Annotated in this window: 26 protein-coding genes, 1 tRNA gene and 1 pseudogene; 25 read left to right on the forward strand and 3 right to left on the reverse strand. The window is 69.4% G+C overall.

Going from position 1 to position 25,563, the window contains the following annotated elements:
- Positions 1 to 196: 196 nt before the first annotated feature.
- Positions 197 to 658, forward strand: coding sequence for a GntR family transcriptional regulator (locus PH203_RS23575; RefSeq protein WP_289922477.1), 462 nt, complete (start codon positions 197 to 199; stop codon positions 656 to 658).
- A gap of 1 nt (position 659) precedes the next feature.
- Positions 660 to 1,226 carry an HD domain-containing protein gene (locus PH203_RS23580; RefSeq protein WP_289922478.1) on the forward strand — a complete coding sequence of 189 codons (567 nt, stop codon included), beginning with the start codon at positions 660 to 662 and terminating at the stop codon, positions 1,224 to 1,226.
- Here PH203_RS23580 and PH203_RS23585 read toward each other — a convergent pair.
- Together PH203_RS23585 and PH203_RS23590 are read right to left on the reverse strand one after the other, a co-directional pair.
- Positions 1,214 to 1,687 carry an NUDIX domain-containing protein gene (locus PH203_RS23585; protein WP_289922479.1) on the reverse strand — a complete coding sequence of 158 codons (474 nt, stop codon included), beginning with the start codon at positions 1,685 to 1,687 and terminating at the stop codon, positions 1,214 to 1,216. The genes PH203_RS23580 and PH203_RS23585 overlap by 13 nt on opposite strands.
- A 2-nt stretch (positions 1,688 to 1,689) precedes the next feature.
- Positions 1,690 to 2,406 (reverse strand): XRE family transcriptional regulator, encoded by a 717-nt coding sequence (locus tag PH203_RS23590; RefSeq protein WP_289922480.1) that lies wholly within the window; start codon positions 2,404 to 2,406, stop codon positions 1,690 to 1,692.
- Between the two features lie 724 nt (positions 2,407 to 3,130).
- Here PH203_RS23590 and PH203_RS23595 point away from each other — a divergent pair.
- From PH203_RS23595 to PH203_RS23670, 16 genes are all read left to right on the forward strand, one after another.
- Positions 3,131 to 3,415, forward strand: a complete 285-nt coding sequence (locus PH203_RS23595; protein WP_289922867.1) for a hypothetical protein — start codon at positions 3,131 to 3,133, stop codon at positions 3,413 to 3,415.
- Positions 3,412 to 3,744: a hypothetical protein gene (locus PH203_RS23600; protein WP_289922481.1), complete on the forward strand. Its 333-nt coding sequence runs from the start codon at positions 3,412 to 3,414 to the stop codon at positions 3,742 to 3,744. The genes PH203_RS23595 and PH203_RS23600 overlap by 4 nt, the downstream gene beginning before the upstream one ends.
- A complete protein-coding gene (locus tag PH203_RS23605; RefSeq protein ID WP_289922482.1) occupies positions 3,741 to 4,631 on the forward strand; it encodes a DUF2637 domain-containing protein in 891 nt (296 codons plus the stop codon). The genes PH203_RS23600 and PH203_RS23605 overlap by 4 nt, the downstream gene beginning before the upstream one ends.
- Positions 4,632 to 4,647: 16 nt before the next feature.
- Positions 4,648 to 5,031, forward strand: a complete 384-nt coding sequence (locus tag PH203_RS23610; RefSeq protein ID WP_289922483.1) for an RRQRL motif-containing zinc-binding protein — start codon at positions 4,648 to 4,650, stop codon at positions 5,029 to 5,031.
- A 28-nt stretch (positions 5,032 to 5,059) separates the two neighbouring features.
- A complete protein-coding gene (locus tag PH203_RS23615; RefSeq protein ID WP_289922484.1) occupies positions 5,060 to 5,554 on the forward strand; it encodes a hypothetical protein in 495 nt (164 codons plus the stop codon).
- A gap of 19 nt (positions 5,555 to 5,573) precedes the next feature.
- Entirely contained in the window at positions 5,574 to 6,140 is a 567-nt protein-coding gene (gene traA, locus PH203_RS23620; RefSeq protein WP_289922485.1) for a plasmid transfer protein TraA, read from the forward strand.
- Positions 6,141 to 6,197: 57 nt separating this feature from the next.
- On the forward strand, positions 6,198 to 8,210 hold the full coding sequence (gene traB / locus PH203_RS23625) for a plasmid transfer protein TraB (protein WP_289922868.1): 2,013 nt from the start codon (positions 6,198 to 6,200) through the stop codon (positions 8,208 to 8,210).
- A gap of 169 nt (positions 8,211 to 8,379) precedes the next feature.
- The gene (locus PH203_RS23630; protein WP_289922486.1) at positions 8,380 to 8,688 is read left to right on the forward strand and encodes a hypothetical protein; all 309 of its coding nucleotides are present in this window, start codon (positions 8,380 to 8,382) and stop codon (positions 8,686 to 8,688) included.
- Positions 8,689 to 8,705: 17 nt separating this feature from the next.
- Positions 8,706 to 9,140: a single-stranded DNA-binding protein gene (ssb, locus tag PH203_RS23635; RefSeq protein ID WP_289922487.1), complete on the forward strand. Its 435-nt coding sequence runs from the start codon at positions 8,706 to 8,708 to the stop codon at positions 9,138 to 9,140.
- Between the two features lie 86 nt (positions 9,141 to 9,226).
- Positions 9,227 to 10,507, forward strand: a complete 1,281-nt coding sequence (locus PH203_RS23640) for a DNA cytosine methyltransferase (RefSeq protein ID WP_289922488.1) — start codon at positions 9,227 to 9,229, stop codon at positions 10,505 to 10,507.
- 86 nt (positions 10,508 to 10,593) lie between these two features.
- Complete coding sequence (locus PH203_RS23645; RefSeq protein ID WP_289922489.1) at positions 10,594 to 11,508, forward strand: bifunctional DNA primase/polymerase; 915 nt, start codon at positions 10,594 to 10,596, stop codon at positions 11,506 to 11,508.
- A gap of 218 nt (positions 11,509 to 11,726) precedes the next feature.
- On the forward strand, positions 11,727 to 11,867 hold the full coding sequence (locus PH203_RS23650; protein ID WP_289922490.1) for a hypothetical protein: 141 nt from the start codon (positions 11,727 to 11,729) through the stop codon (positions 11,865 to 11,867).
- Positions 11,864 to 13,066, forward strand: coding sequence for a DUF3631 domain-containing protein (locus PH203_RS23655; RefSeq protein WP_289922491.1), 1,203 nt, complete (start codon positions 11,864 to 11,866; stop codon positions 13,064 to 13,066). Before PH203_RS23650 ends, PH203_RS23655 begins: the two co-directional genes overlap by 4 nt.
- Before the next feature lie 202 nt (positions 13,067 to 13,268).
- A complete protein-coding gene (locus PH203_RS23660; protein WP_126274364.1) occupies positions 13,269 to 13,460 on the forward strand; it encodes a helix-turn-helix domain-containing protein in 192 nt (63 codons plus the stop codon).
- A complete protein-coding gene (locus PH203_RS23665; RefSeq protein WP_289922492.1) occupies positions 13,457 to 14,923 on the forward strand; it encodes a site-specific integrase in 1,467 nt (488 codons plus the stop codon). Before PH203_RS23660 ends, PH203_RS23665 begins: the two co-directional genes overlap by 4 nt.
- 173 nt (positions 14,924 to 15,096) lie before the next feature.
- Positions 15,097 to 15,780 carry a hypothetical protein gene (locus tag PH203_RS23670; RefSeq protein ID WP_289922493.1) on the forward strand — a complete coding sequence of 228 codons (684 nt, stop codon included), beginning with the start codon at positions 15,097 to 15,099 and terminating at the stop codon, positions 15,778 to 15,780.
- Positions 15,781 to 15,969: 189 nt separating this feature from the next.
- Here the strand turns inward: PH203_RS23670 and PH203_RS23675 are convergent.
- Positions 15,970 to 16,041 (reverse strand) — tRNA-Arg (locus tag PH203_RS23675).
- Between the two features lie 93 nt (positions 16,042 to 16,134).
- Here PH203_RS23675 and PH203_RS23680 point away from each other — a divergent pair.
- The 7 genes and pseudogenes from PH203_RS23680 to rho all read left to right on the forward strand — a co-directional run bounded on the left by PH203_RS23680 (position 16,135) and on the right by rho (position 25,402).
- A pseudogene (locus tag PH203_RS23680) lies at positions 16,135 to 16,651 on the forward strand (response regulator).
- Between the two features lie 88 nt (positions 16,652 to 16,739).
- Positions 16,740 to 17,876, forward strand: coding sequence for an ArgS-related anticodon-binding protein NrtL (gene nrtL / locus PH203_RS23685; RefSeq protein ID WP_289922494.1), 1,137 nt, complete (start codon positions 16,740 to 16,742; stop codon positions 17,874 to 17,876).
- 19 nt (positions 17,877 to 17,895) lie between these two features.
- Positions 17,896 to 19,296 (forward strand): diaminopimelate decarboxylase, encoded by a 1,401-nt coding sequence (gene lysA / locus PH203_RS23690; RefSeq protein ID WP_289922495.1) that lies wholly within the window; start codon positions 17,896 to 17,898, stop codon positions 19,294 to 19,296.
- A gap of 148 nt (positions 19,297 to 19,444) precedes the next feature.
- Entirely contained in the window at positions 19,445 to 20,737 is a 1,293-nt protein-coding gene (locus PH203_RS23695; RefSeq protein ID WP_289922496.1) for a homoserine dehydrogenase, read from the forward strand.
- Positions 20,738 to 20,743: 6 nt separating this feature from the next.
- Complete coding sequence (thrC, locus tag PH203_RS23700; protein ID WP_289922497.1) at positions 20,744 to 21,802, forward strand: threonine synthase; 1,059 nt, start codon at positions 20,744 to 20,746, stop codon at positions 21,800 to 21,802.
- Between the two features lie 253 nt (positions 21,803 to 22,055).
- Positions 22,056 to 22,985, forward strand: a complete 930-nt coding sequence (gene thrB, locus PH203_RS23705) for a homoserine kinase (RefSeq protein ID WP_289922498.1) — start codon at positions 22,056 to 22,058, stop codon at positions 22,983 to 22,985.
- A 410-nt stretch (positions 22,986 to 23,395) separates the two neighbouring features.
- Entirely contained in the window at positions 23,396 to 25,402 is a 2,007-nt protein-coding gene (gene rho, locus PH203_RS23710; RefSeq protein ID WP_289922499.1) for a transcription termination factor Rho, read from the forward strand.
- The last annotated feature ends 161 nt before the right edge of the window (positions 25,403 to 25,563 follow it).

Raw genomic sequence — 25,563 nt, forward strand, 5'->3', positions numbered from 1 at the left:
GGATCAAGTCGGGCGGCAGATGAACCTCGGCCTGGCTCCGAGCGGGCCGACTCCCCCTTAGCGCCTGATCATCAATTGCGGGACGGGCCTTAGGACGGGCTGATGCCGCCTTCGGCTGCCTGCCGCAACGGCCTCCGATCGTGGGAAGCTTGAGCCAGGAAGCGAGCAGACGAGGACAGGCGAGGAAGGGGAGCGAGTGTCGCAGCAGGCCAGCCCGCGGGGGACCTTTTTGCAGATAGCGGAGGTCGTAAAGTCCCAGATTCAGGCGGACCCGCAGATGACACAGCTCCCGGCCGCCGGTGACCTCATGAGGGAGCATGGTGTCTCGCGCGGGGTGGTGCTCCGCGCCTTCAAGGAGCTTCAGGCGAATGGGGTTGCCGAGCCGGTGCGGGGCGGCCGGTGGCGGGTAGTACGCGAGGGCGAGCATGTCGACCCACGCCCGCTGGACGAGCGCATCGCCGAGATCATCGCGACCGAGGGGTTCGAGGTGGGGGCGAAGTTCCTCAGTGCGTCCGACCTGATGAGCAGGTTCAAGGTCTCCCGACCGACCGTGACCAAGGCCCTCGACAAGCTCGAAGCCGCCGGCGTGCTGGCGAGTGAAGGTCAGGGCAAGGTGCGGACCGTCCGCGCTGTGCCGAACCGAGAGGAGCGTTCGTAGCTTGTCGACGTTGACGGAGTGGGCCTATCCCCTCGCGGAATCCCTGCTCGCGGAGCCGCTTCCGCGACGGTGGCAGCACTGCTTGGGCGTCGCTGAGCGAGCGCGCACGATCGCGCTCGTCCTCGGAGACGACGCCGAGCTGCTCGAAGCCGCGGCAGTCCTGCACGACATCGGCTACGCGCCCGACCTGGCTAAGACCGGTTTCCATCCCCTCGATGGCGCCCGCTACCTCCGGGATGTCGCCGGCGCCGATGAACGAGTCGTGAATCTCGTAGCGCACCACTCGTGCGCATGGATGGAAGCCGAAGCGCGTGGCCTGCGCGCGGAGCTGGAGGGCGAGTTCCCCCGCGAGAGCGCGCACCTGAACGACGCGCTCTGCTACTGCGATATGAACACGACGCCGGACGGCACCCCCACGAACCCCATCGATCGCGTCAACGAGATCGCGGGACGGTACGGGCCGGACAGCCTGATCGGGACGTTCATCCGGCGAGCTGAGCCGGAGATCCTCGCGTGCACGTCTCGAGTGCTGGAGCGGGTGTCCACCGCCAAGCGTCAGCCGATGTAGGGCGTCGGACGCGTCCGATCCATGGCGTGCTCGATCCGGAGCCGCATCGTGGGGTGGACGTCCAGCTTCTCCAGGTCCGCTGGGGAGACCCAGCGGACCTGTGTCGTCTCGTTGCTCGTACGGACCTCGCCGCCGACCGGCCGCGCGCGGAAGCAGATGCTGAACTGCTGCCGGATCTCCCCGTCGTCGTACTGCATCACGTGGCCCGGGTCGGTGTAGATCCCGGACATGTCGACGACTTCCGCCTTGATGCCGGTCTCTTCCCAGACCTCCCGCACCACGGTGTCACTGATCGACTCCCCGACGTCGTGTCCACCGCCGGGCAACGCCCAACGCCCGTTGTCGGACCGCTGGATCATCAGCACTTGGCCTGCGTCGTTCTGGACGAACGCCACGACGGACGGCACGACCGAGTTGGCCGGCGGGGCGTCCGGGTCGTGCAGGTAGTCGATGCGTCCCATGCTCAAGCTCCCGTGATGTCGCGTTCTGTCACTGGCCTGGCGCCTTCCCAGGTCTGCTGAACGCTATTGGCGAAGGTGTCGAACAGACCGCCTCCGGGGAGTCGTCGCAGGTGGAAGACGGGTGCCATGTAGGCGCCGATGCCGTAGACGTGGGTATTGGCCAGCATTTCGTCGTCGGCAAGGTAGATCGAGTTGTAGAGAACGGTGTCGTGCAGGCGGAATTCGATCTCGGGGTGACTGGTGAACAGCGGTTGGTAGTTGACCAGCGCATTACGGATCTTGCCGTCCATGATGCGATGCCCCTCGTCGATGCCGCGCCGGATCACGGCATCGCACTCTGGATCGCCCATGAGCACTCGGATGCGCACGCCGCTCTCGGACTTCTCCTTCAGCGTCGAGAAGAAGTGAGGGTCTTCTGCGAGGTAGATGCCCGCGTACACGAGGATGTCGATGCGCTTCGTGGCCCGCTCGCACATCTCACGCCAGAGCGTTGACGGCACTGTGTGCCGATGCGGGTAGACGGTGAGGATCTCCGCCTTGCTCATGTCGGCCGCGGAGTCTTGCGTCCGGGAGTCGTCCCACAGCATCGTCACGTCGACTTGGAGGGCTGCGGCCGTTGCGTACTGGTGGCGCCGGTACGGCACTTTGCCCTGCGTGATCCAGCGTTCCACCGTCTTCGGGTTGACGTCGATCGCGTCAGCCAGGCTCTGGACGGTCATGCTCCTGGCCAACAGGGCAGACCGTAAGCGCTCGTTGGACATCTGCTCCCCCTGAGGGACGTCTAGGGACTTCTTGACGGTAGCCAGAACTCCCCGAGCTGTCCACGTATGGGGTGACCAACTCCCCTGACCTGCACCGATTCTGATGGTGCACCAAGAAGTCCCGGTGCGAAGCCCAAGAGGTTCCGCCGTAGTGCTTGACGGACCCCGATGCAGTACCTGTAAAACAGGTACTGCATCACGGAACGTCCGGAGGCCCCGTGAAACGGGTCGAAGGAAACGTCTGTGCCTTGACAACTCCACAGCGTGCCAAGTCGACGGGGTGAGATCCCCCGTCCCCGTGGCGGCCCGGGTGACGGCCGCCGGCGGCCACTTCCCTGCGCACCCGCTCTGGAGAACATCCGCCGGGATCATCCCTTCCTCACGGGAGGTCAACCCGGCGGATGCCACCTGGTGCGCGCCGCCCTGCTGGCGTCAGAGCAGCAACGATGACGCGCCCGACCTACCGGCTCGGGACCGGCCCGCCGTGGCAACGGCGGGCCGGTGAAGCCGGTCTCTCGTTCCTCGCCCCGTTGGTCTGCACGTCCGGGTTCGACTCCCGGCCGGGGCGCTACGGCCCGCCGCCTCTGCGGCGTTGGCCGCTTCTCGGGCTGGCCGCCCTCTCGCCAACGTGTCGCGGCCCCCGGCTCTCTCCGTCCCTTCGACTCAGGAGTACGCCATGCGTATCCGTAACTACGTCTCCGGCCATCAGGCCGACACGGCGCACGACTTCCTCGAACTGGCCCTTGGTACCCCCGTTGAGCTGTGGCTCGGAGTCGAGGGGGAGAGCGAGGAGGAGCGCGCGGCGCGTCTGGACGCGGCCCGCGACATCCTCGCCGACGACCCCGAGCTGCTGGACCGCGCGGTGCAGGTGGCCGCCAAGGCGCTGGACGACGCGGGCCTGCTGCGACTGACGCCGCTGCCCACCGCCGCCCTGCGCCGCAGCCTGCGCACGGGGGTCGCCGCATGAACACGAACCTGACGCTGGACGACCTGGCCTCGCCCCTGCGGCTGCTGCGGCTGCTGGCCGCAGACTTCGGGCACCTGCCCGCGCCGACCGTGAACGTCTCGCCCATCTACCCGGACCAGTTGGAGCTTGCGCTCCACACCGGGCTGCACGACTTCGAAGCCTGGCGCGAGGCGCTGTGCGTCGCTCCCGGGCACGTCGACTACCACGTGCAGGGCGACGGCCGTACAGGCGTCCTGCGCGCGACGGTCGTCTACGCGGGCGCCGAACTCGAACTCGTCGGCTACGGCGACATGGCCGTTGAGGTGCTCGCGGAAGCGAGTGCGGCATGAGCGCCCCGGCAACCGTCGACGCACGGTCGACGCCCGTCGAAGCCGCGCCGACGCCCGTCAGCGTGGAGCGCGCCATCACCACGCTCGCCGCGGTGCTCACGGTGGTGCTGACTGCGGTGGCGTTCTGGCTCTCGTACGAGCACTTGCAGGAGGTTGCCGCCCGGCACGGCATGGCGGAAGCGGTGGCCCGCTCGTGGGCCTGGCCCGCCACGGTGGATCTGTTCATCGTGATCGGTGAACTCCTGATCCTGCGCGCCTCGCTCGCCCACCGGGTCGACTGGTGGGCAATCGCACTGGTCACCGCCGGAGACGGCGCCTCCATCGCGCTGAACGTGGCCGGGGTCGGACAAGACGCGAACGCCCTCGACTACGTGGTCGCGGCAGTCCCACCGGTGGCGGCCCTGCTCGCGTTCGGCGCGCTGATGAGGCAGGTGCACGCCTACCTCACCCGCCGGACGCTGACGGCCGTCAATCCGGCGTCGACGGGCGTCGAAGCACCATCGACGCCCGTCATGGGGAGCGCCGACGCCTCGCACCCCGCCCCGCCCGCGGCCACACCGCCGGCGCTCGATCCCATGCCTTCCACCGGTCCGGAACCGTTGGCCGCGCTGGCTTCGTCGACGCCCGTCGACGAGGAGGCGTCGCCCGTCGCCCTGGCGTCGACGGCCGTCGACCTGTGCATGCCGGTGGTGTACGCGAACCGGGTCGACCAGTTGGTCCGGGCGCTGTACGGCACCGACTTCACGCAGCCGAGTACGGCCCGCATGACCACAGCCATGGCCGGGGCGGGACTCGGGGCGTCGGAGTCGACGGCCCGCACTGCGCGTAGCCGGGTCAAGGCCCGTGAGCCGTACCTGGCCGACTTCCCCACGGCGCTGGCCGGTTGAGCGGGAGGACGCGGTCATGTCGCTCGCGTTCGCCAAGTGCTTCGACCCGAACGGCGCCCGCCACGGGATACCGACATTCCCCTGGCGGTGCGCTCCCGAAGGCTACGCCACCCGCCGCCAGCTGAGGGCACGCGGGCTGCGCCCTGGCGGTCAGCCGGTCGCCGCGCAGGTCCTGCGCCCGCGCTACCGGCGCGGCCCGCTGGTCGCCTACCTCTACCGCCTTGACCAGGCCAAGCCGGTCCGGCCGATGACGCCGGCCAAGCGCGCCGCGCTGGCCAAGGCCAACGCCGCACGGCGTACGTGCCCGCAGTGCCGCACGGACGCGGGCTACGTCATCCCCGTCTCGCTCGGGGTGTGCGTGCCCTGCGCCTATCCCGACGACGAACAGCGCGCCGCCTGAACTTCCCCTTCGAGCAAGGAGTTTCGCTGTGTCCAGTCGTACCCGCACCCGCCGTGCCGCGGGTGTCACCACCGTCCAGATCCCCCGCTCACGCGGACGCCGCCGCGGCGCGCAGCCGTTCGTGGTCGTCGTCCCCGAACAGCCCTCCCTGACCCGCGAGGCAATCGGCGTGGTCGGCGGCGCCCTGTGGAAGGGCCGCCACGCGCTCGCCCCGACCGGCATCGCCATTCTGGCGTTCGCCGTGACGGCTCTGCTGCACGCGCTCTCGCCCTGGTCCGCGCTCATGTTCGCGCCGCTCGCCGTGGGCCCGGGGCTGTGGCTGGGCATCGTCCAGCGCGGCCACCCCGGTCACGGCTCCACGCTCGCCTGGCGCATCGGCCTGGCCGTGTTCGCCACGCTCGCGTTCGCGTGGGCTGCGCTGGCGGCCGGGTTCGGCCCGCTCGCCGGGTCCCTCCCGCTGGTCTGGCTGCTCGTGCTGATCGCTGCGCAGACCGGCTGGCTCATCGTCCGCCGCACCCGCTGACTGAAGGAGGCATCGCCTGATGGCAACCCCGACCAGGAACGGGCAGGGCGCGCGCAACGGCCGCGCCGCCAACACGAACGCGGCCACCAACAAGGGCAACAAGTTCGCCAACGCGGGTGCCGCGGTGGGCGGGTTCGTCGGCGCAGTGGGCGGCTCGTTCGTCCCGCCGATCAACGTCACCGTCAACAACAATCGCAACAACGCCCGCGGCGGCGCGAGCGGCGGACGCTCGCAATCCCTGCTGCCCGCCCCGGAGTTCACGTCCCCGGCGCAGGTGCGCGACTACTGCAACCACTTGCGCGCGCTTGGGGTGCATCTGTCCATCGAGGTGGCCATGGGTGCCGAGATCCTCGACAGCGTCCTGGCGGCCGTGCCCGACCCGGAGGGCCGCGCGTTCGGCTCCCGCATCCGGGCCCGGAGGGTGGCCCGCAAGATGCGCAAGTCCGCCGACGCGATGCGGGACGCCGCGAAGAACGCCGCCGCCTGCTACGCGACGTTCCAGCAGGAGTACGAGGAAGAGATCAACCGGGTGCGTCACCGTGCCCGGCGCCCGCAGCAGCCGGTCATGAACTGGGCTCAGCAGTAAGGAGGTCGGGCCATGGCCCGGACACAGAATCAGATGACCGCGTACTACCCGGACGGCATGCAGGGCATGGTCGTGGACCCGCATGGCGGGCCGGAGAGCGGCACCGTGCGGGCCTATCTGCTGCACCGGGCCAAGCCGCACCTTCCGCCGTGGCTGGTCTGGGGCGCCACTGGGGTGGCCGGAGCCCTGGGGCACTGGCGCTGGCCCGACAGCGCCGCCGCTGGCGTCGGCCTGACCCTCACCTCGGTCGCGCTGGCCGGCGGTACGTGGCTGGCAGGCAAGGCGACCAGCACGCAGCGCCGCATCCACTCGGCTATCACGGTGGCGGCCGGGTCGGCGTGGGTGACCGCCGCCTGCCTGGCCGGACCTACCGCCGGACCGATTGACGACCTGTACCTGATGGGCGGACCCGCGCTGGCCCTGTCGTGGAACGTGCGCGTAGTCCTGCGGCACAACACCGAAGGAGTCGCGGGGAGCTCGGACGGTGGCCTGCTGGCCAAGGTCGGGCTCGCGCGGGCGCAGATCGGTGCGGCGAAGGTGGAGCCGAACCGGGTGACGGCGCCGCTGGCGTTGGAGCCGGGGGAGCAGACCAACGAGGACGTCGCCAAGGCCTTGGCCCGGATCGCTTCCGCGCTGGACCTGCCGCGCTCAGCAGTCCGCTATACCCCCGACCCCAGTTCCGAACGCCGCGGTGACCTGGTGATCGTGCCGGAAGACATGCTCGCGGAGGTGGTGGAATGGGAGGGCCCGTCGAACCTTGGCGGCTCGATCGCGGACCCGCTGGTGCTGGGTCGGTACGACGACGGCGCCTCACTGGTCATCTGGCTCCCGGGTGACCCGGACGCGGGCCGCAACTCCACGCACGTCCTGGTCGCGGGCGGCACTGGATCGGGCAAGGGCGACACCGCCCTGAACCTGCTCACGGAGGTGCTCTCCCGCCGTGACGTGATCGTGTGGTTCTCCGACCCCAAGGCATTCCAGGACTTCGCGCCCCTGCGGCCGGGTCTGGACTGGGCTGCGGAGGGCGGCACGCAGACAGAGGTGCTCGTGGCGGCCGTCGAAGCCGCCATTCCCGCCCGGACCCGCTGGCTGGGTGCCCACGGCTACCGCCAGTGGGTTCCCGAGGCGGCGCAGGTGCAGAACGACGCGGCGCACTCCTGCCGCAGCGACGGCACCGCGTGCGACTGCGCGGGGATGCCGTTCCTGGTGGCGTGGTTCGAGGAAGCTGCCAACACCCTGCGCGCCATGGGCGACGACGCGTTCACCGGCATCGCTCAGGAAGCCCGCTCCGCGGGGATCTCGCTGATTGTGTCGTTGCAGCGGCCGTCGTACGACCAGATGTCCACCTCCACCCGCGCCTCCCTCCCGTCCGTGATCGCACTCGGCTGCGACGCGCGAGACGAGGGTTTCTCGCTCCCTGATGAGGTGCTGGCGGCGGGCGCCCACCCGGGCGCGTGGGGCAACCGGCGCCCTGGCTACTGCTATGTGGTCTCGCCCGGTATCCCCGAGGACCGTTACCCCTCCCCGGCGCGTACCCGGCGCTTCACCCTCCGCGCCGTGCCGGTCATGGAACGCCTCGCCGCATGGGCACAAGCCAACGGAGCATCCGCCGACCCGGTCACCGCCGGCGCGGCCTCCGGCGTCGCCGGACGCACTTACACCGGCCGTGCCACCCCCGGCGAGGAGCGGGCCGCGCTCACCGTCGTCGACGAGGAGGACGAGATGGACCGCGGCGGACTCCTTGTCGACCCCGAGGATGCGCACATCGATCCGGAGGAGGAACTGCCGGAGGCGGAGGAGGGCGACGACGCCCCGATCTTCGGGCAGGAGACGGGGCACAAGCCGTCCCCGGAGGAGGCCCGCCGACTGTTCGCCTCCGCGCTCGCGGAGTTCGAGTCGAACGGACTGATGATCATCGGTCCGAAGGACTTCATGGACTGGTGCGACCGACACCACCTCTCCCGCTCCTGGGTGTCCCTGCGGCTGAAGGAAGCCGCGGAGGAGGGCCGTCTGGAGGCGACGAACACCACCGGCCGGTGGCGCATCGTCCCCGCCCTCACGGCCGCCTGACACTCGTAACGCGTTACGGCCGCCTAACACCCAAACCCCTAGGCAGGCACGCGTGTTACCCGCCCTAACAGCGGCCGCTCACGCTGCCTAACACCAGCATGTAACACCCATCCGCACGGGCCCGCACACCTTCGTCGTGCGGGCCCGCGGCTTACCCGAGGGAGCCCTCATGTCCCACCGTGACCCGCCCGGGATCATCGCCCCGCACATCCCCGCCGACGCCTACCGCCGCGCCGAAGCCACCGGGCGGCCCGTCGTCATCGTCACGACCGACCCCACCAAGGCCGGCCTCTCGTGGCCGCGGCTGCTGTACCCGTTCGCGATCGCGGGGGCCGTCGTCGTGGGTGGCTGGGGACTGGTCGTCGCCCTGTGCTGGCTGCTCGACACGGCCGCGCACACCGCAACCGTCATCGCCGGCGCCGCCGGACCCGTCAGCGTCGGCGGCATTTCTCTCAAGCTCTTCGGCTCCAAGCGCTGAGCCGGGAAGGAACGTTCATGTCGTTCGGAGAAACCCAGATCACGATCATCGGCAACCTGACCGCCGACCCGGAGCTGAAGTTCACCGACTCCGGCCAGGCGCTGGCCAAGTTCACCGTCGCCGCCACGCCGCGCACCTTCGACCGCGAGGCGAACCAGTGGAAGGACGGCACGTCCACGTTCTTCCGCTGCGCCGCCTGGCGCTCCCTCGCCGAACACGTCGCCGAGTCGCTCACCAAGGGCTCGCGCGTGGTGCTGTCTGGCCGTGTCCGCCAGCACAACTGGCAGACCGAGGGAGGCGAGAACCGTTCCATGCTCGCAGTCGAGGTCGACGACATCGGCGCCTCGCTCCGCTTCACCACCGTCGCCATCAACGGCAAGACCGGCAGCAAGCCGGACGCCTCCGGCGACCCGTGGAACACCGCGGGCGGCGGGGAGAAGCCGCCGTTCTAGATACGCCCGGGGCGGTCGCCCTCTCGCCAAAGAATCGCGACCGCCCCGGCTCTCCCGTCCCTTCGACAGAACCGGAGACCTCCGGCATGGCTCATCGCACCTCCGCGCCGCCGGAGGGCGGCAACATCAGCCTGTGCACCGGGTCCGGTGCGCTGGACCTGGCTGTGGAAGCCGTCACCGGCTTACCCACGGTCCTGGTCGGCGAGAAGGACCCGGCGGCCTCCCGCTTGCTCGCCGCCCGCCTGCCCGATGCCCGCAACCTGGGTGACATTACGGCCGTCGACTGGCCGGCGCTGGCCGCCTCCGTGCCGCGTCCGGCGGCGCTGACGGCCGGATTTCCCTGCCAGGACATCTCCAATGCCGGACCTCGGGGAGGGATCGCCGGTGACCGCTCGGGACTCTGGAAAACCATCGCCCACGGAGCCATTCGCCACCTTCGACCCCGACTCGTCTTCCTGGAAAACGTCGCCGCCCTCCGCTCCCGGGGACTCGACGTCGTCGCCGCCGACCTGGCCGCGCTCGGGTACGACGCGCGGTGGATGTGCCTACGCGCTGGAGATCCCGAAGTCGGCGCCTGCCACCGCCGGGACCGCTGGTTCGCCGTCGCGTATCCCGCTGCTGAAGACCCCCACCTCACAGCTCGGCAGGAACGGGGGGCCGCAGCACCCGGACAAGCGCAGGGCGGGCGGGCACGGGCCGACGCTGGAGGACGAAGTGGTCTTCTTGCTGCCCCCAGCCGAAGCCTGAGGCTGTTGCCCACCCCGGCCGCCGCCGATGGCACCGGAGGACCTGGGCTCTCGCCCAAGCGGCAGGGCGGTATGAACCTGCGCACCGCAGTCACGCTGCTGCCCACTCCGGCCGCGCGGGACTGGAAGTCGGGCGCCTCCAACCTGATCGGCACCAACTCCCGCCCGCTCAACGAAGTGGTCGTCAACCTGCTGCCCACCCCGAAGGCATCCGATGGGCCGCACGGCGGACCCAACCAGCGAGACAGCGCCGGAAACTACTACCTTCCCGGCAAGGCCGTGCGGCTCGACGAGCGATGGGTGGCCACCAATGGCACCGACTACGGCCCCGCCATCCGACGCTGGGAAGCCGTCCTCGGACGCCCCGCGCCGGAACCGACCGAGCCGGGAACCAAGGGCAACCGCCGGCTGTCCCCGGCGTTCGTGGAATGGATGATGGGCGCCGATCCCAGCTGGGTCACCGGCACGGACCTGGGCCTTTCCCGCTCCGACCAGCTCAAGATCCTCGGCAATGGCGTGGTCATTCATCAAGCCGTCCTCGCCTACCGGACGCTGCTCGCCGCCGAAACGCTCCAAGCGGCCAACTCCGCCCCGGCGCAACTTGCCCTGGACATCGCTTAAAGACGCCCGGGACGGTCGCCCTCTCGCCAAAGAATCGCGACCGTCCCGGCTCTCCCGTCCCTTCGACAGAACCGGAGACCTTCAGCATGCCCCAAGCCACCCCACCCACGCTGCTCTCCGCAGCGTTAGGAGCAGCCGCGCGCGGCTGGTGCGTTTTCCCCCTGCGTCCGGGCAGCAAGCAACCCGCCCTGCACGGCGCCGACCGGTGCCGCACCACCGGCGACTGCGCCAATGGACACCTGAAGTGGGAACAGCGCGCCAGCAACGACCCGCAGCGCATCTCACTGTGCTGGGAGACGTACCCGGCCAACGTCGCGATCGCGACCGGCCCGTCCGGTCTGGTCGTCGTCGACCTGGACGTGCCCAAGGGGAAGAGCGGGAAGGGCAGTTCGGACACGCCTAGCGGCGTGAGCTCCTTCTTGGCGCTCTGCGAGCGCGCCGGACAGCCCTGGCCGTCTACCTACACGGTACGGACGCCTAGTGGCGGCATGCACCTGTACTTCACCGCCCCGCCCGGGGCGCGGCTGACCAACACCGCGGGCATGCTCGCGCCGCTGGTCGACACTCGAGCCTGGGGCGGTTACGTCGTCGCTGCGGGTAGCACCCTGCCTGAAGGTGCCTACGAGATCGCCGCCGTGGATCGGGTGGCCGAACTGCCCGCGTGGCTGCTGAGTCAGCTTCAGCCCTCCACTACCGCCCCGCAGGCGCCCGCTCCCCTCATCGTCCCCGGACGGGCCACCCGCCGGGCCTCGGTTGCCCTCGAACGCGAGACTGCTGCCGTCACGGCGACGGGGGAGGGCGGCCGGAACGCTCGTCTGCTGGCGGGTGCTCGCGCCCTGGGCAGGTTCGTTGCTTGGGGCGAGATCACCCGGGCCGTGGTTGAGGAGGCTTTTCAGGTGGCGGGGGAGGCGGCCGGATTGCCCGCCGGCGAGTGCCGGACCACCATCCGCAGCGCCCTTGACTGGTCCATCCGCACTGCCCGCCCGCAGGGGGTCGCATGAGCCAGCACCCCCTCCCTGAAAAGCCTCACTCGCTCACGGACAAGGGTTCGCGCCTGATTCCGGGTGTCCCGGGCGGGGGCCGTGGCACGAAGGGCGACGGCCGTCAGGCCGTCCTTTCAGCCCTTCCCCCCGACCAGCTCCCGAGCGCCCCGTCGCCCGGTGACGGGCGCTTCCCCGTGGCCTGTCTCCACATCCGCGCGCCATACGGCGCCACTCCCATGGCCACCTCGAAGTGCCTGTGCGGCAGGGACCGCAGCGCCATCGGCCGCCGGAAGGTGCTCGCCCTGATCGCCGACCACACGACCCATCGAGACGTCTGCCCGCTCCGCACCACCCAGGAAGGGAGGAACGCCGCATGACCAGCACCAACCCGCCCGCCCCGTCCATCGACGGTGCCGCGCTGCTCGACGACGTCGAAGCGTTCCACCGCCGGTTCAACATCTTCCCTAGTGAAGCCGCCTACGTGGCCGTGACTCTCTGGGACGCACACGCCCACCTGCTCGACTGCTTCGACTCCACGCCGCGCATCGCCTTCCTGTCCCCTGAACCGGGGTCGGGTAAGTCCCGCGCGTTGGAGATCGTGGAAACCTTGGTGCCCAACAAGATGTCTGCGGTGGACGCGTCGACATCTGCGCTCTTCCGCGCGGTGTCCGGCATCGAGGGCGAGCGTCCCACGATCATCTTCGACGAGATCGACACCGTATTCGGCCCCAAGGCCGGAGAGAACGAGCAACTCCGCGGTTTCCTCAACGCCGGACACCGGCGAGGGCGGCTCATGTACCGGTGCGTCGGCGATGGCGCCAACCAGACGGTTCAGGGCTTCCCGTCCTACGCCGCCGTGGCCATGGCCGGACTCGGCTCGCTGCCCGACACAATCCTGACCCGCTCGGTAATCGTCCGCATGCGCAAGCGCGCTCCGAACGAGAAAGTCGAGCCCTACCGCGAGCGCATCAACGAGCGGGAAGGGCACGCCCTGCGGGATCGCCTCGCTGAATGGGCAGACACCATTCGAGAACAAGTCGCCAGCGGGTGGCCTGAGATGCCGGAGGGCATTACGGACCGGCCCGCCGATGTCTGGGAACCCCTGCTCGCGGTTGCCGACGCAGCCGGCGGCGCGTGGCCAGAGCGCGCCCGCCTCGCCTGCGTGGAGCTGGTCCGTGCGGCGCAGGACAACAGCGAAACGTCCCTCGGGGTTCGCCTGTTGACCGACCTGCGGGACCACGTGTTCAACGGCGCCGATCGTGCTCCTACGGCGGTCATCCTGGATCGGCTCAACAGCCTTGAAGACGCCCCCTGGGGTGACCTCAACGGCAGGCCCCTGGACTCCCGGCGGCTCTCGCGCATGCTCAAGGAGTACATGCAGGCGGACAACAAGCCGATCAAGGCCCGCAACATGCGGACCGCGGCCGGACTGCTTAAGGGCTACTACGCGGCTGATCTGCGCGACGCGTGGATGCGCTACTGCCCGCCGCCGCTGCCGTCCCTTCCGGTGTCCGCTACATCCGCTACATCGGCCACGCCCGACGCTGAGCCGCTCCTGACCAGCGTCAACGCTTAGCAGACCGACCACTTACCAGCCGCTACACCGCCCTCCCGGGCCGCTACATCCGCTACACCCGGGGCGGTGTGGCCGGCTCTATCCGCTACACGCTACGCATCCGCTACACGAAACAGGCCTCTGACCTGCGATGTAGCGGATGTAGCGGATGTAGCGGACCTGGGGGAGGGCAGCCGTAGCCAGCGCGACGAGGAGAGACAGCGTGGGCAAGCCGCGCGACGAACTGCTGACCATCCCGCAGGTAATCGAAGAGATCGGAGTTCCCCGGGCCACCTTCTACCGGTGGCGCTCCTGCCGGAAAGGGCCGAAATCCATCAAGCTCCCGAGCGGCGCAGTACGGATTCGTCGTTCTGAACTGGAACGGTGGCTTACCTCGTTGGAGGAAGCTGCGTGAGCACTGAGAACGAAACCTCGGCCGGGCGCCCTCGCGGGTCTGCCCGGCCGGGCTACACCTTCGACGTCAAGCTCTGGAAAATCGCCAAGACCGGCCGTAAGTCCCGTCCTTGGCGAGTTCGTTGGGTGGTGGCCGGCCGAGTATGGGGTGACACATTCGCCACGCTCCCGCTCGCCGAGAGCCGACGCAATGAGCTACTGCATGCGATGAACCGACGCGGCGAGCCATTCGAGATCGCATCCGGTCTGCCTGAGTCAGAAGTTCGGCAGGCGGAGGCGGCCGAAGCGGCAAAGACCGAGGCGAAGTTGGACCCCACGTGGTGGGAATTCTCGCGTGAGTTCATGAAGCGCCGTTGGCGCACCGCCGCGGCGAAGACGCGGGAAGGGTACGCGGACAGTCTTGCGTCGGCGGCATTGGGCGTGATGGGAGAGAGGACGGATGCTCCCGAACTACGCGCCGTGCGGCGGGCCGTGAGGTGGGCCATCGTGCCAGCTCACGCGAACGAGGAACCGCCGCCGGACCTCGAGAAGGTCTGCACGTGGCTGCGGGAGAACTCCCTACCGCTGTCGGTTCTGACGAACTCCAGCGTTGCGGAAGACGTCCACTACCGGCTTGCCTACAAGCTCGATGGCAAGTTGGCGGCAAAGGACACCTACAAGCGTCGTCGCCGTGGGTTCAACATGGCCATGGCGTACGCAGTCCAAAAGGGGTATCTGAAGGAAAACCCGATCGCCGGGTTGGAACGGCCGTCCACTGCTGCCAGTGGCCCTATCGATCCGCGCGTCCTCATGAACGCAGCGCAGGGGCGAGAGTTCTTGACGGCCGTTTCCTATGTGGGGTCGGTGCACCGAAACCGGGGGAGGCGTCTCGTTGCCTTCTTCGGCTGCATCCTCTACGCCGCAATGCGCCCGGCTGAAGTCGTGGGGCTGAAGCTGGAGAACTGCCACTTGCCGGAGAAGGGTTGGGGTGTGCTCACCCTCCGGGAAACGCGCCCCGTGTCCGGCAAGAAGTGGACCGATTCCGGCGAGCGGCACGACAAGCGCGGCCTCAAGATGAGGGACCCCGCCGCAGACCGCCCCGTACCGATTCCGCCAGTCCTGGTGGCGATGCTCCGGGCGCACGTGAAGGAGTTCGGCACGGCGGCGGACGGCCGGCTGTTCCAGAACGAGCGGGGCGGTCTGGTCGGCACGTCCAGCTACTGGCGCGTCTGGCAGGAGGCTCGGCAGTACGCCTTCCCGCCGTACAAATACGCCTCGCCGCTTGCCCGGAGGCCCTACGACGGACGCGCCACCTGCATCACGGACTGGCTCCGTTCCGGCCTCCCGGTAGCGGAGGTGGCCCGCCGTGCGGGCACCTCTCCAGAGGTCATCGACCGCCACTACGCGGGCTGCATCGACAACAGCGAGGAGGAAAACAACAAGAAGATCGAAAAGACGATGGGTTGGGAGCCTGAGGACGTCTAGGGCCTAGGTACTGAGGTGTTAAGGCTTCCTGCAGGAAGGCGACCTTGTCTCCCTCGGACACAGGTACGGCTGCAGCGTGCTGCAACCTGCGAAGAATCTCGACACGGACGCTCTGAAGCAGTGTGCTTGTAGCCGTACCGTTCGTCGGTTCCTCGTCCGCTTCGGGAGAGACCTTGTCAGGGAACCTTACTGCTGCCTTCGTTGCCCTCATCGGCATCATAGGAACGCTGGCAGCACCCATTACGACGCAACGTTCCGCAATCCGCGCAAAGAAGCATGAGTTTGATCTCCAGCGCCAGCAGCGGGCTGAAGACCGAGTGCACGAAGACCAGCGCGCCGAGCTCGCTGAAAAGCGAGCGCTGTACGCCGACCTTAACCAAGCCGTGCGTACCTTCCGCGCAGCGGTCGAACTCTATGTGCAGGACCTGTTGGACCAAGCAACCTCACCGGGTCCCGCCTTGGACGTCCTGGACGAACCCCGACGCGCTTACCAGATCGAGTACGCCCGCGCGCAGATGATCCTTCCTGAATACCCCATGATCATCACGTCCGAAATCAACAGAAGCTTCAACAGTGCCTACCGGGTCCTCGCTCAACTCCAAAAGAACTACGACGCAGACAAGGCTGCTGAGCTTCAGCAGTGGCTCTACGACGGCTTTTCGGAGGCGGCGTGGGTGCACCGTCAGGTCCTCAGGCATGATCTGGGAGTTGATAAGCCAATCTCCGACTTCCAGGCAGCTCTCCGCATGCTGCAGGACACCCGGAAGGCCAGCATCGACCGCGGAATCGCCAACCGCGGACTGGGCGTCGATGCCGTTGGCGGCTACACCTCGGGGGTGCAACCGCCCGATGCCTAGGTGTGGGAGCGACCGTGATCCGCGACCTGCGCGACGAGTACGACGAGCGGTAGTGGCGGCTGTGTCGGAGGTGTGTCGGGAACACTGAGAGGCAACGAGAGAGGGCGGGAGTCAGTGAGACTGACTCCCGCCCTCTTCTCTCGGCATATGCCCTGGTCAGACCCTGGTTGAGAGTCTCTGACCGGCAAGTGCCCCCGGCAGGATTCGAACCTGCGCACACGGCTCCGGAGGCCGTTGCTCTATCCCCTGAGCTACGGGGGCGTGTCGGTCGCGTTGCTCGCGGCGACGGGTAGAACACTACCAGCTCCGTCGGGGTGTTCATGAACGGGTTTCGTTCTCCCCGCCGGGGCGGAAGTGGGCAAAACCCGGACGCGGTGGCCGGTCCCGACCTACTCTCGGTGTTGTGCCAGGCGCGTCGGGTCGGGTGCTTGTTGTGGACGACAACAAGGTCATTCGGCAGTTGATCAGGGTCAATCTCGAGCTGGAGGGCATCGAGGTCGTGACCGCGGCCGATGGTGCCGAGTGTCTGGATGTCGTGCATCAGGTGCGGCCCGACGTGGTGACCCTTGATGTGGTGATGCCCCGCCTCGACGGGCTTCGGACCGCCGCTCGGTTGCGTTCCGATCCCCGGACGCGTGATCTTCCGCTCGCCATCGTCAGCGCCTGTACGCAGTACGAGGTCGAGAGCGGCCTCGATGTCGGCGTCGACGCCTTCCTCGCCAAGCCCTTCGAGCCTGCCGAACTGGTGCAGCTCGTACGGCAGTTGATCGAACGCAGGCGCGGCGGGGACCCGAGCGAGGGCAGCGGCGGCGTCTTCGGGAGTGTCCTCGGTGCGGGGGAGGCCGAGCGGGCGGGGCGCGCCGGCGCCTGAAGCCCGGTTCATCCGGCCCCGTCCATATCCCGGACCATCGCCGAAACCGACTCGCCTACCCACCCCCCTCCTCCCATACGCTGGTCCCGTGACCCCCGTCGAGCTCTCCCGTACCGTGCTGCGCGCGGTCCGTCGCGCTGTCGACGACGGGGAGCTGAGCGTGACCGTTCCCGGACGGGCCGTCGTCACGCCGCCCGGGCCCGGCGGCTGCGGTGACTACGCCACCAATGTCGCCCTCCAGCTCGCCCGCCCCGCCGGCCGGCCGTCGGAGCAGGTCGCCGAGATCCTGCGGCCGTACCTCCTCGACACCCCCGGTGTCACAGACGTCGTCGTCACCGGACCCGGCTTCCTCAACATCAGCCTGGGCGACACCGCGTCCATCGCCCTCGTCGAGGAGATCCTGCGGCGCGGCAATCGGTACGGACACTCCCGCGGCCCCTCCCCGGACTTCCTGCGGCTGACCTGTCCGCACGAGGTGCGTGCCGTCGTCGTGATGGACGCCGTCGCCCGGATCCTGCGGTCCCAGGGCGCCGCCGTCCACACCTGGTCCGAGGCCGAGCCCGCCTCGGAGTGGACCGACATCCTGGGCGTACGAGTCGACGCGCATCCCCCGAGGACGCCGCTCGCCCCACCGCTCCATGTCCCCGTGCGCCCGGTGCCCGCCCCCGTCGACCCCCTCCGCCTCGGCCGCGACGCCGGCCGCTGGGCTCTCCTTCACCCCGCCGCCCACGACCGGCCCCGTATCACCGACGAGCACCTCGCCCAGCGCGAGAGCAACCCCCTCTTCCGCATCCGCTACGCCCACGCCCGCACCCGCGCCCTCAGCCGCAACGCCGCGGACCTGGGATTCGAGGCGTACCCAGGCGACGTACGACTGGCATTCGAGGCCCGTCCCGGACATCCCGGAGAGGCTCACCCCGAAGACGCCCGGCTCGGAGACGCGCATCCCGCCCCCGACGCCCACCCCACCCCCCTCCTCACCACCCTCGCCGACCACCCCCGCGTCCTCGCCGCCGCAGCAGCGCACCGCACCCCGGATCGCCTCGCCCGGCACCTCGTCGCCGTCGCCGACGCCACCTTGCCCTTCCTGTGCACCGTTCTCCCGCGCGGCGACGAGAAACCCTCGGCCGCCCACCGGGCCCGGCTCGCGCTCGCCGAAGCCGCCGGGACGGTGCTGGCCGGTGGCCTGACCCTGCTCGGCATCGACGCACCCGAACACCTCTGAGCCAAGAAGAGACCCAGACATGAGCCGATCCGCACACCCCGCCGGGCCCCGTCACGCCGATGTCCTTCCCGAGGGGCGCTCCGCAGCAAGCGCAGCCCCGCCGGCCGACCTCAACTCCCTCGACCCGAAGGTCTGGGCCCAGACGGTCAGCCGTGGCGACGACGGCGTGGTCACCGTCGGCGGCATCGACGTGAAGACCCTCGCCGAACGGCACGGCACGCCCGCGTACGTCATCGACGAGACCGACTTCCGGGCCCGCGCCCGCGCCTGGCGCACCGCCTTCGGGCACGACGCCGACGTCTTCTACGCCGGCAAGGCGTTCCTCAGCCGGGCCGTCGTCCGGTGGCTCCATGAGGAAGGGCTCAACCTCGACGTCTGCTCCGGCGGCGAGCTCGCCACCGCTCTCTCCGCCGGCATGCCCGCAGACCGCATCGCCTTCCACGGCAACAACAAGTCCACCGGTGAGATCCGCCGCGCCATCGAGGCCGGTGTGGGGCGTATCGTCCTCGACTCCTTCCAGGAGATCGTCCGCGTCGCCCACATCGCCCAGGAGCTGGGCAGGCGGCAGCGCGTGCAGATCCGTATCACCGTGGGTGTCGAGGCTCATACGCACGAGTTCATCGCCACCGCCCACGAGGACCAGAAGTTCGGTATTCCCCTCGCCGGGGGTCAGGCCGCCGAGGCCGTGCGGCGGGCCCTTCAGCTGGACGGGCTCGAGCTCATCGGGATCCACTCACACATCGGGTCGCAGATCTTCGACATGTCCGGTTTCGAGGTGGCCGCGCACCGCGTCGTCGGGCTGCTCAAGGACATCCGCGACGAGCACGGCGTCGAGTTGCCCGAGATCGACCTCGGTGGTGGCCTTGGCATCGCGTACACCAGCGACGACGACCCCCGTGAGCCGCACGAGATCGCCAAGGCGCTCACCGAGATCGTCACCCGTGAGTGTGAGGCGGCGAAGCTGCGCACGCCGCGTATCTCCGTCGAGCCGGGGCGGGCCATCGTCGGGCCGACCGCCTTCACGCTCTACGAGGTCGGCACCATCAAGCCTCTCGACGGCCTGCGCACATACGTCTCCGTCGACGGCGGCATGTCGGACAACATCCGTACCGCGCTGTACGACGCCGAGTACAGCGTCGCCCTCGTGTCCCGCACCTCCGACGCGGAGCCGATGCTCGCCCGTGTCGTCGGCAAGCACTGCGAGAGCGGGGACATCGTGGTCAAGGACGCGTTCCTGCCGGCCGACATCGCGCCGGGCGACCTGATCGCCGTACCGGCCACGGGTGCGTACTGCCGGTCCATGGCCAGCAACTACAACCATGTGCTGCGGCCGCCGGTCGTCGCCGTGAACGACGGGGAGTCCCGGGTCATCGTCCGCCGGGAGACGGAGGAGGACCTTCTCCGTCTCGACGTCGGGTAGGCCCGAACCGCCAGGGGGGCGGAAGATCTCCTGTCTTTCGCCCTCCGCTCAATGAAATAGACGTCTCACGATCCGGACAATGGACAGAAACTCCAGTCCGGTGAGTGAGACTGGTCCAACCGTAGACGGTATGAGGAAACGAGGTCGGATGATGCGTACGCGTCCGCTGAAGGTGGCGCTGCTGGGCTGTGGGGTTGTCGGCTCAGAGGTGGCGCGCATCATGACGACGCACGCCGAAGACCTCGCCGCACGCATCGGCGCCCCCGTCGAGCTGGCGGGGGTCGCGGTACGGCGGCCCTCCAAGGTCCGTGAGGGCATCGACCCGGCCCTCGTCACCACCGACGCCACCGCGCTCGTCAAACGCGGGGACATCGACGTGATCGTCGAGGTCATCGGCGGTATCGAGCCCGCCCGCACCCTCATCACCACCGCCTTCGAGCACGGTGCCTCCGTCGTCTCCGCCAACAAGGCCCTCCTGGCCCAGGACGGCGCCGCCCTCCACAAGGCCGCCGAGGACCACGACGCCGACCTCTACTACGAGGCCGCCGTCGCCGGTGCCATCCCGCTGATCCGCCCGCTGCGCGAGTCCCTCGCCGGTGACAAGGTCAACCGGGTGCTGGGCATCGTCAACGGCACGACCAACTTCATCCTCGACAAGATGGACAGCACGGGTGCCGGCTACCAGGAGGCGCTCGACGAGGCCACCGCGCTCGGGTACGCCGAGGCCGACCCGACCGCCGACGTCGAGGGCTTCGACGCCGCCGCCAAGGCCGCCATCCTCGCCGGAATCTCCTTCCACACGCGCGTGCGTCTCGACGACGTCTACCGCGAGGGCATGACCGAGGTCACCGCCGCCGACTTCGCCTCCGCGAAGGAGATGGGCTGCACCATCAAGCTGCTCGCCATCTGCGAGCGCGCAGAGGACGGCGGCTCCGTCACCGCGCGCGTGCACCCCGCGATGATCCCGCTGAGCCATCCGCTGGCCTCCGTGCGGGGCGCTTACAACGCCGTCTTCGTCGAGTCCGACGCGGCCGGTCAGCTCATGTTCTACGGTCCCGGTGCCGGCGGCGCCCCGACCGCCTCCGCAGTCCTCGGCGACCTTGTCGCCGTCTGCCGCAACCGGCTCAACGGCGCGACCGGTCCCGGCGAGTCCGCGTACGCCAAGCTGCCCGTCTCGGGCATGGGTGAGGTCGTCACGCGGTACCACATCAGCCTTGACGTGGCGGACAAACCGGGTGTTCTCGCCCAGGTGGCCACCGTGTTCGCCGAGCACGGCGTTTCCATCGATACGGTTCGCCAGCAGGGCAAGGACGGCGAGGCCTCCCTCGTCGTCGTCACCCACCGGGCCTCCGACGCCGCCCTGAACGGGACCGTCGAGGCGTTGCGCAAGCTGGACACCGTGCGGGGTGTCGCCAGCATCATGCGGGTTGAAGGAGAGTAACCAGCAATGACCCACCAGTGGCGCGGAATCATCGAGGAGTACCGGGACAGGCTGCCGGTCTCCGACACCACGCCGGTCGTGACGCTTCGCGAGGGCGGCACGCCCCTCGTGCCCGCGCAGGTGCTCTCCGAGCGCACGGGCTGCGAGGTCCACCTGAAGGTGGAGGGCGCGAACCCGACCGGTTCCTTCAAGGACCGCGGTATGACCATGGCCATCACCCGGGCCAAGGAGGAGGGCGCGAAGGCGGTCATCTGCGCCTCCACCGGCAACACGTCGGCCTCTGCCGCCGCGTACGCGGTGCGCGCCGGCATGGTCTGCGCCGTGCTCGTCCCGCAGGGGAAGATCGCGATCGGCAAGATGGGCCAGGCGCTCGTCCACGGCGCGAAGATCCTCCAGGTCGACGGCAACTTCGACGACTGCCTCACGCTCGCCCGCGCCCTGAGCGAGAACTACCCGGTGGCGCTGGTCAATTCGGTCAACCCGGTGCGTATCGAGGGCCAGAAGACCGCCTCGTTCGAGATCGTCGACATGCTCGGCGACGCGCCCGACATCCACGTCCTCCCGGTCGGCAACGCGGGCAACATCACCGCCTACTGGAAGGGCTACAAGGAGTACGCCGCCGACGGCATCGCCACCAAGACCCCCCGGATGTGGGGCTTCCAGGCGTCCGGCAGCGCCCCGATCGTGCGCGGCGAGGTCGTCAAGGACCCGTCGACCATCGCCACCGCCATCCGCATCGGCAACCCCGCCTCCTGGCAGTACGCGCTCGCGGCCCGCGACGAATCCGGCGGCCTCATCGACGAGGTGACGGACCGTGAGATCCTGCGCGCCTACCGGCTGTTGGCCGCACAGGAGGGCGTTTTCGTGGAGCCCGCCTCCGCCGCGTCCGTCGCCGGTCTGCTGAAGGCGGCCGAGCAGGGTCTGGTCGACCCGGGCCAGAAGATCGTCTGCACCGTCACCGGCAACGGCCTCAAGGACCCCGACTGGGCCGTCGCGGGCGCCCCGCAGCCGGTCACCGTCCCGGTCGACGCGGCGACGGCCGCCGAGCGCCTCGGTCTCGCGTAACCAGGACGACCGAGCGACATCCCTACAGGGGGTGCACAGGGGGCTTACGACACGCATCGTGCGCCTCCTGTGCGCCCTATGTCGCCACAGAACCTTCCTTCGATAGGCTGTACTGAACCCGCCCGCCGCATATGCCGCGGTGCCGCGCCGTCGACAGCGGTCTTACAGGGCTCGTCGACAGTGTCCTGAGGGTCTCCCCGTACGTATCGAATGTCATTCGACAATCACGCAGCTCAAGGAGAGTCATCGAGCGATGGCCGGTCCAGCGTTCCGCGCCGCCGCCGTCCGGGTGCGCGTCCCCGCCACCAGCGCCAACCTCGGCCCGGGCTTCGACAGCCTCGGCCTGTCGCTGGGGCTCTACGACGACGTCGTCGTCCGGGTGGCCGACTCAGGGCTGCACATCGACATCGCCGGTGAGGGCAGCGAGACCCTCCCGCGCGACGAGAAGCACCTCCTCGTACGGTCCCTGCGCACCGCCTTCGACCTGCTCGGCGGGCAGCCGCGCGGCCTGGAGATCGTCTGCGCCAACCGCATTCCGCACGGCCGGGGCCTCGGCTCCTCCTCCGCCGCCATCTGCGCGGGCATCGTCGCCGCGCGTGCCGTGACCATAGGTGGCGAGTCCAAGCTCGACGACACCGCGCTCCTGGAGCTCGCGACCGAGATCGAGGGCCACCCCGACAACGTGGCGCCGTGTCTGCTCGGCGGGTTCACCATCGCCTGGATGGAGGCCGGTGCCGCCCGGGCCATCAGGCTGGAGCCCTCCGATTCCATCGTTCCGGTGGTTTTCGTGCCCGGAAAGCCGGTTCTGACGGAGACCGCGCGCGGTCTCCTCCCGCGCTCCGTGCCGCATGTCGACGCCTCCGCCAACGCGGGCCGCGCCGCACTGCTCGTCGAGGCCCTCACCAGGCGCCCCGAGCTGCTGCTGCCCGCGACCGAGGACCGGCTGCACCAGGAATACCGGGCTCCGGCGATGCCGGAGAGCGCCGCGCTCGTGGAGCGCTTGAGGGCGGACGGAGTCCCGGCGGTGATTTCCGGAGCGGGTCCCACCGTGCTCGCGCTCGTCGACGAGGACAGCGCCGACAAGGTGGCCCATCTGGCGGGCGAGGGCTGGGCCGCGAACAGGCTCGCGCTCGACGCCCAGGGAGCGAGTGTGCTGCCGCTCGCTGCCACGAGTGACGTCTGAAGCCGGCGGTTGCCGGATTTGGAGAGGGGGAATGTTTGTTGGATCCGGTAGTGTTAACCTCAAGTCTGCACCCGACCCCACCATGGCGAGGTGCTTCACGTCCCCGTCCGGGACAGACATTCTTCCGGGAGCCTCCCAAGCCGCACTGTGTTTCGTACGACGTACGCGGGCAGTACCTCGTACGCGAGCACTGAGCGACTTGCCGGGCACGCTCCGGAACCGGTGCGACCGAGCCACGTGACACAGATCGTCGGTGTCACTGCTCTGGGAAGCGCCATCACCAGAAATTTCCTCCGCCGCCCAGGCGGACCACCGCCCCGGCACGGTCCACAAGGATGGGACCGACGTCGGACAGCACAACCGGTCGCCGAGCCAGACAGGCCGACGTCCGCTCCAGGGAAGGACCCTTCGTGAGCGACACCACCGATCTGATGGGCGCACGTGTCGAGGAGACCGCTGCCGCGCCCGCCACGGACGCCTCCGCGCCTGCCAGCGGTGCCGGCTCCCGGCGGCGCCGCGGTACCGGCCTCGAAGGCATGGTGCTGGCCGAGCTGCAGCAGGTCGCCTCCGGCCTCGGAATCAGGGGCACCGCGCGGATGCGCAAGAGCCAGCTGATCGAGGTCATCAAGGAGGCGCAGGCCGGGGGAGGTGCCGCTGCCCCCAAGGCTGAATCTTCCTCCGCCGGGGACGCCGGCGAGACCAAGCCCAAGCGCCGCGCCACCTCCAAGGCCCGTACCGGCGAAGCCGCCGAGAAGAAGGCGGAGAAGGCGGCCGAGGCCCCCGCCGAGAAGGCCGTGGCCCAGCAGCAGATCGAGATCCCCGGCCAGCCGGCCTCCGACGACGCTCCCGCCGAGCGCCGCCGTCGCCGCGCCACCGCCGAGGCCGGCAGCCCCGAGACGGTCGCCGCCGAGGCCAAGAGCGAGCCGAAGGCCGAGACGCCGGCGCCCCAGCAGGCGCAGGGCGAGGCCAAGGGCGACGCCGGTGACGGCGAGGGCCGTGGCCGTCGCGACCGCCGTGACCGTGGGGACCGCGGCCGTGACCGCGGGGACCGTGGGGACCGCGGCGATCGTCGCAAGGGCGACGACCAGCAGGGCGGCCAGCGGGGCCAGCAGCAGAACCAGCAGCAGGGTGGCGGTCGCCAGGACCGTAACGCCGGGCCGCAGGACGACGACGACTTCGAGGGCGGTCGCCGTGGCCGTCGCGGCCGTTACCGGGACCGTCGTGGCCGTCGTGGCCGTGACGAGATCGGCGCCGCCGAGCCGCAGCTCGCCGAGGACGACGTCCTGATCCCCGTCGCGGGCATCCTGGACATCCTCGACAACTACGCCTTCATCCGTACGTCGGGCTACCTGCCGGGTCCCAACGACGTGTACGTCTCCCTCGCCCAGGTCCGCAAGAACGGCCTGCGCAAGGGCGACCACGTCACCGGTGCGGTCCGCCAGCCCAAGGAAGGCGAGCGGCGCGAGAAGTTCAACGCGCTGGTGCGCCTGGACTCCGTCAACGGCATGGCGCCCGAACACGGCCGCGGCCGCCCGGAGTTCAACAAGCTCACCCCGCTGTACCCGCAGGACCGCCTCCGTCTGGAGACGGACCCGGGTGTGCTCACGACCCGCATCATCGACCTCGTGTCGCCGATCGGTAAGGGTCAGCGCGGTCTGATCGTGGCCCCGCCGAAGACCGGCAAGACCATGATCATGCAGGCGATCGCCAACGCGATCACCCACAACAACCCCGAGTGCCACCTGATGGTCGTCCTGGTCGACGAGCGTCCGGAAGAGGTCACCGACATGCAGCGGTCGGTCAAGGGCGAGGTCATCTCCTCGACCTTCGACCGCCCGGCCGAGGACCACACCACGGTCGCCGAGCTCGCCATCGAGCGCGCCAAGCGCCTGGTGGAGCTGGGCCACGACGTGGTCGTGCTGCTCGACTCGATCACGCGTCTGGGTCGTGCGTACAACCTCGCCGCGCCCGCCTCCGGCCGCATCCTGTCCGGTGGTGTCGACTCGACCGCCCTGTACCCCCCGAAGCGCTTCTTCGGTGCGGCCCGCAACATCGAGGACGGCGGCTCGCTGACCATCCTCGCCACCGCGCTGGTGGACACCGGGTCCCGCATGGACGAGGTGATCTTCGAGGAGTTCAAGGGCACGGGCAACGCCGAGCTCAAGCTCGACCGCAAGCTCGCCGACAAGCGGATCTTCCCCGCGGTGGACGTGGACGCGTCCGGTACCCGTAAGGAAGAGATCCTGCTCGCCCCCGACGAACTCGCCATCGTCTGGAAGCTGCGCCGGGTGCTGCACGCCCTCGACCAGCAGCAGGCGGTCGAACTGCTCCTTGACAAGATGAAGCAGACGAAGTCGAACGCCGAGTTCCTGATGCAGATCCAGAAGACGACCCCGACGCCCGGCAACGGCGACTGACGCAAGTCTTCAGCGAAGGGCCACCCCTGTGACGGGGGTGGCCCTTTCTGCTGTGTACGACCGGTGTACGATCGCGCTCTTCGGTCACTTTTTCGACCGCTGAACTTCAGATCCCGAGGGGGGACTTGCGTGGGTACACCCATGTCCGGAGGCCGCCACAG

Source organism: Streptomyces sp. S.PB5 (genome assembly GCF_030403745.1).
Lineage (GTDB): Bacteria > Actinomycetota > Actinomycetes > Streptomycetales > Streptomycetaceae > Streptomyces.

What these genes read in the sequence shown, in the direction of transcription:
- PH203_RS23585 (WP_289922479.1), bottom strand. Translation starts at nt 1,687, where the DNA reads ATGGGACGCATCGACTACCTGCACGACCCGGACGCCCCGCCGGCCAAC.
- PH203_RS23590 (WP_289922480.1), bottom strand. Translation starts at nt 2,406, where the DNA reads ATGACCGTCCAGAGCCTGGCTGACGCGATCGACGTCAACCCGAAGACG.
- PH203_RS23600 (WP_289922481.1), top strand. Translation starts at nt 3,412, where the DNA reads ATGAACACGAACCTGACGCTGGACGACCTGGCCTCGCCCCTGCGGCTG.
- PH203_RS23605 (WP_289922482.1), top strand. Translation starts at nt 3,741, where the DNA reads ATGAGCGCCCCGGCAACCGTCGACGCACGGTCGACGCCCGTCGAAGCC.
- PH203_RS23610 (WP_289922483.1), top strand. Translation starts at nt 4,648, where the DNA reads ATGTCGCTCGCGTTCGCCAAGTGCTTCGACCCGAACGGCGCCCGCCAC.
- traA (WP_289922485.1), top strand. Translation starts at nt 5,574, where the DNA reads ATGGCAACCCCGACCAGGAACGGGCAGGGCGCGCGCAACGGCCGCGCC.
- traB (WP_289922868.1), top strand. Translation starts at nt 6,198, where the DNA reads ATGCAGGGCATGGTCGTGGACCCGCATGGCGGGCCGGAGAGCGGCACC.
- PH203_RS23630 (WP_289922486.1), top strand. Translation starts at nt 8,380, where the DNA reads ATGTCCCACCGTGACCCGCCCGGGATCATCGCCCCGCACATCCCCGCC.
- ssb (WP_289922487.1), top strand. Translation starts at nt 8,706, where the DNA reads ATGTCGTTCGGAGAAACCCAGATCACGATCATCGGCAACCTGACCGCC.
- PH203_RS23640 (WP_289922488.1), top strand. Translation starts at nt 9,227, where the DNA reads ATGGCTCATCGCACCTCCGCGCCGCCGGAGGGCGGCAACATCAGCCTG.
- PH203_RS23645 (WP_289922489.1), top strand. Translation starts at nt 10,594, where the DNA reads ATGCCCCAAGCCACCCCACCCACGCTGCTCTCCGCAGCGTTAGGAGCA.
- PH203_RS23650 (WP_289922490.1), top strand. Translation starts at nt 11,727, where the DNA reads ATGGCCACCTCGAAGTGCCTGTGCGGCAGGGACCGCAGCGCCATCGGC.
- PH203_RS23655 (WP_289922491.1), top strand. Translation starts at nt 11,864, where the DNA reads ATGACCAGCACCAACCCGCCCGCCCCGTCCATCGACGGTGCCGCGCTG.
- lysA (WP_289922495.1), top strand. Translation starts at nt 17,896, where the DNA reads ATGAGCCGATCCGCACACCCCGCCGGGCCCCGTCACGCCGATGTCCTT.
- PH203_RS23695 (WP_289922496.1), top strand. Translation starts at nt 19,445, where the DNA reads ATGATGCGTACGCGTCCGCTGAAGGTGGCGCTGCTGGGCTGTGGGGTT.
- thrC (WP_289922497.1), top strand. Translation starts at nt 20,744, where the DNA reads ATGACCCACCAGTGGCGCGGAATCATCGAGGAGTACCGGGACAGGCTG.
- thrB (WP_289922498.1), top strand. Translation starts at nt 22,056, where the DNA reads ATGGCCGGTCCAGCGTTCCGCGCCGCCGCCGTCCGGGTGCGCGTCCCC.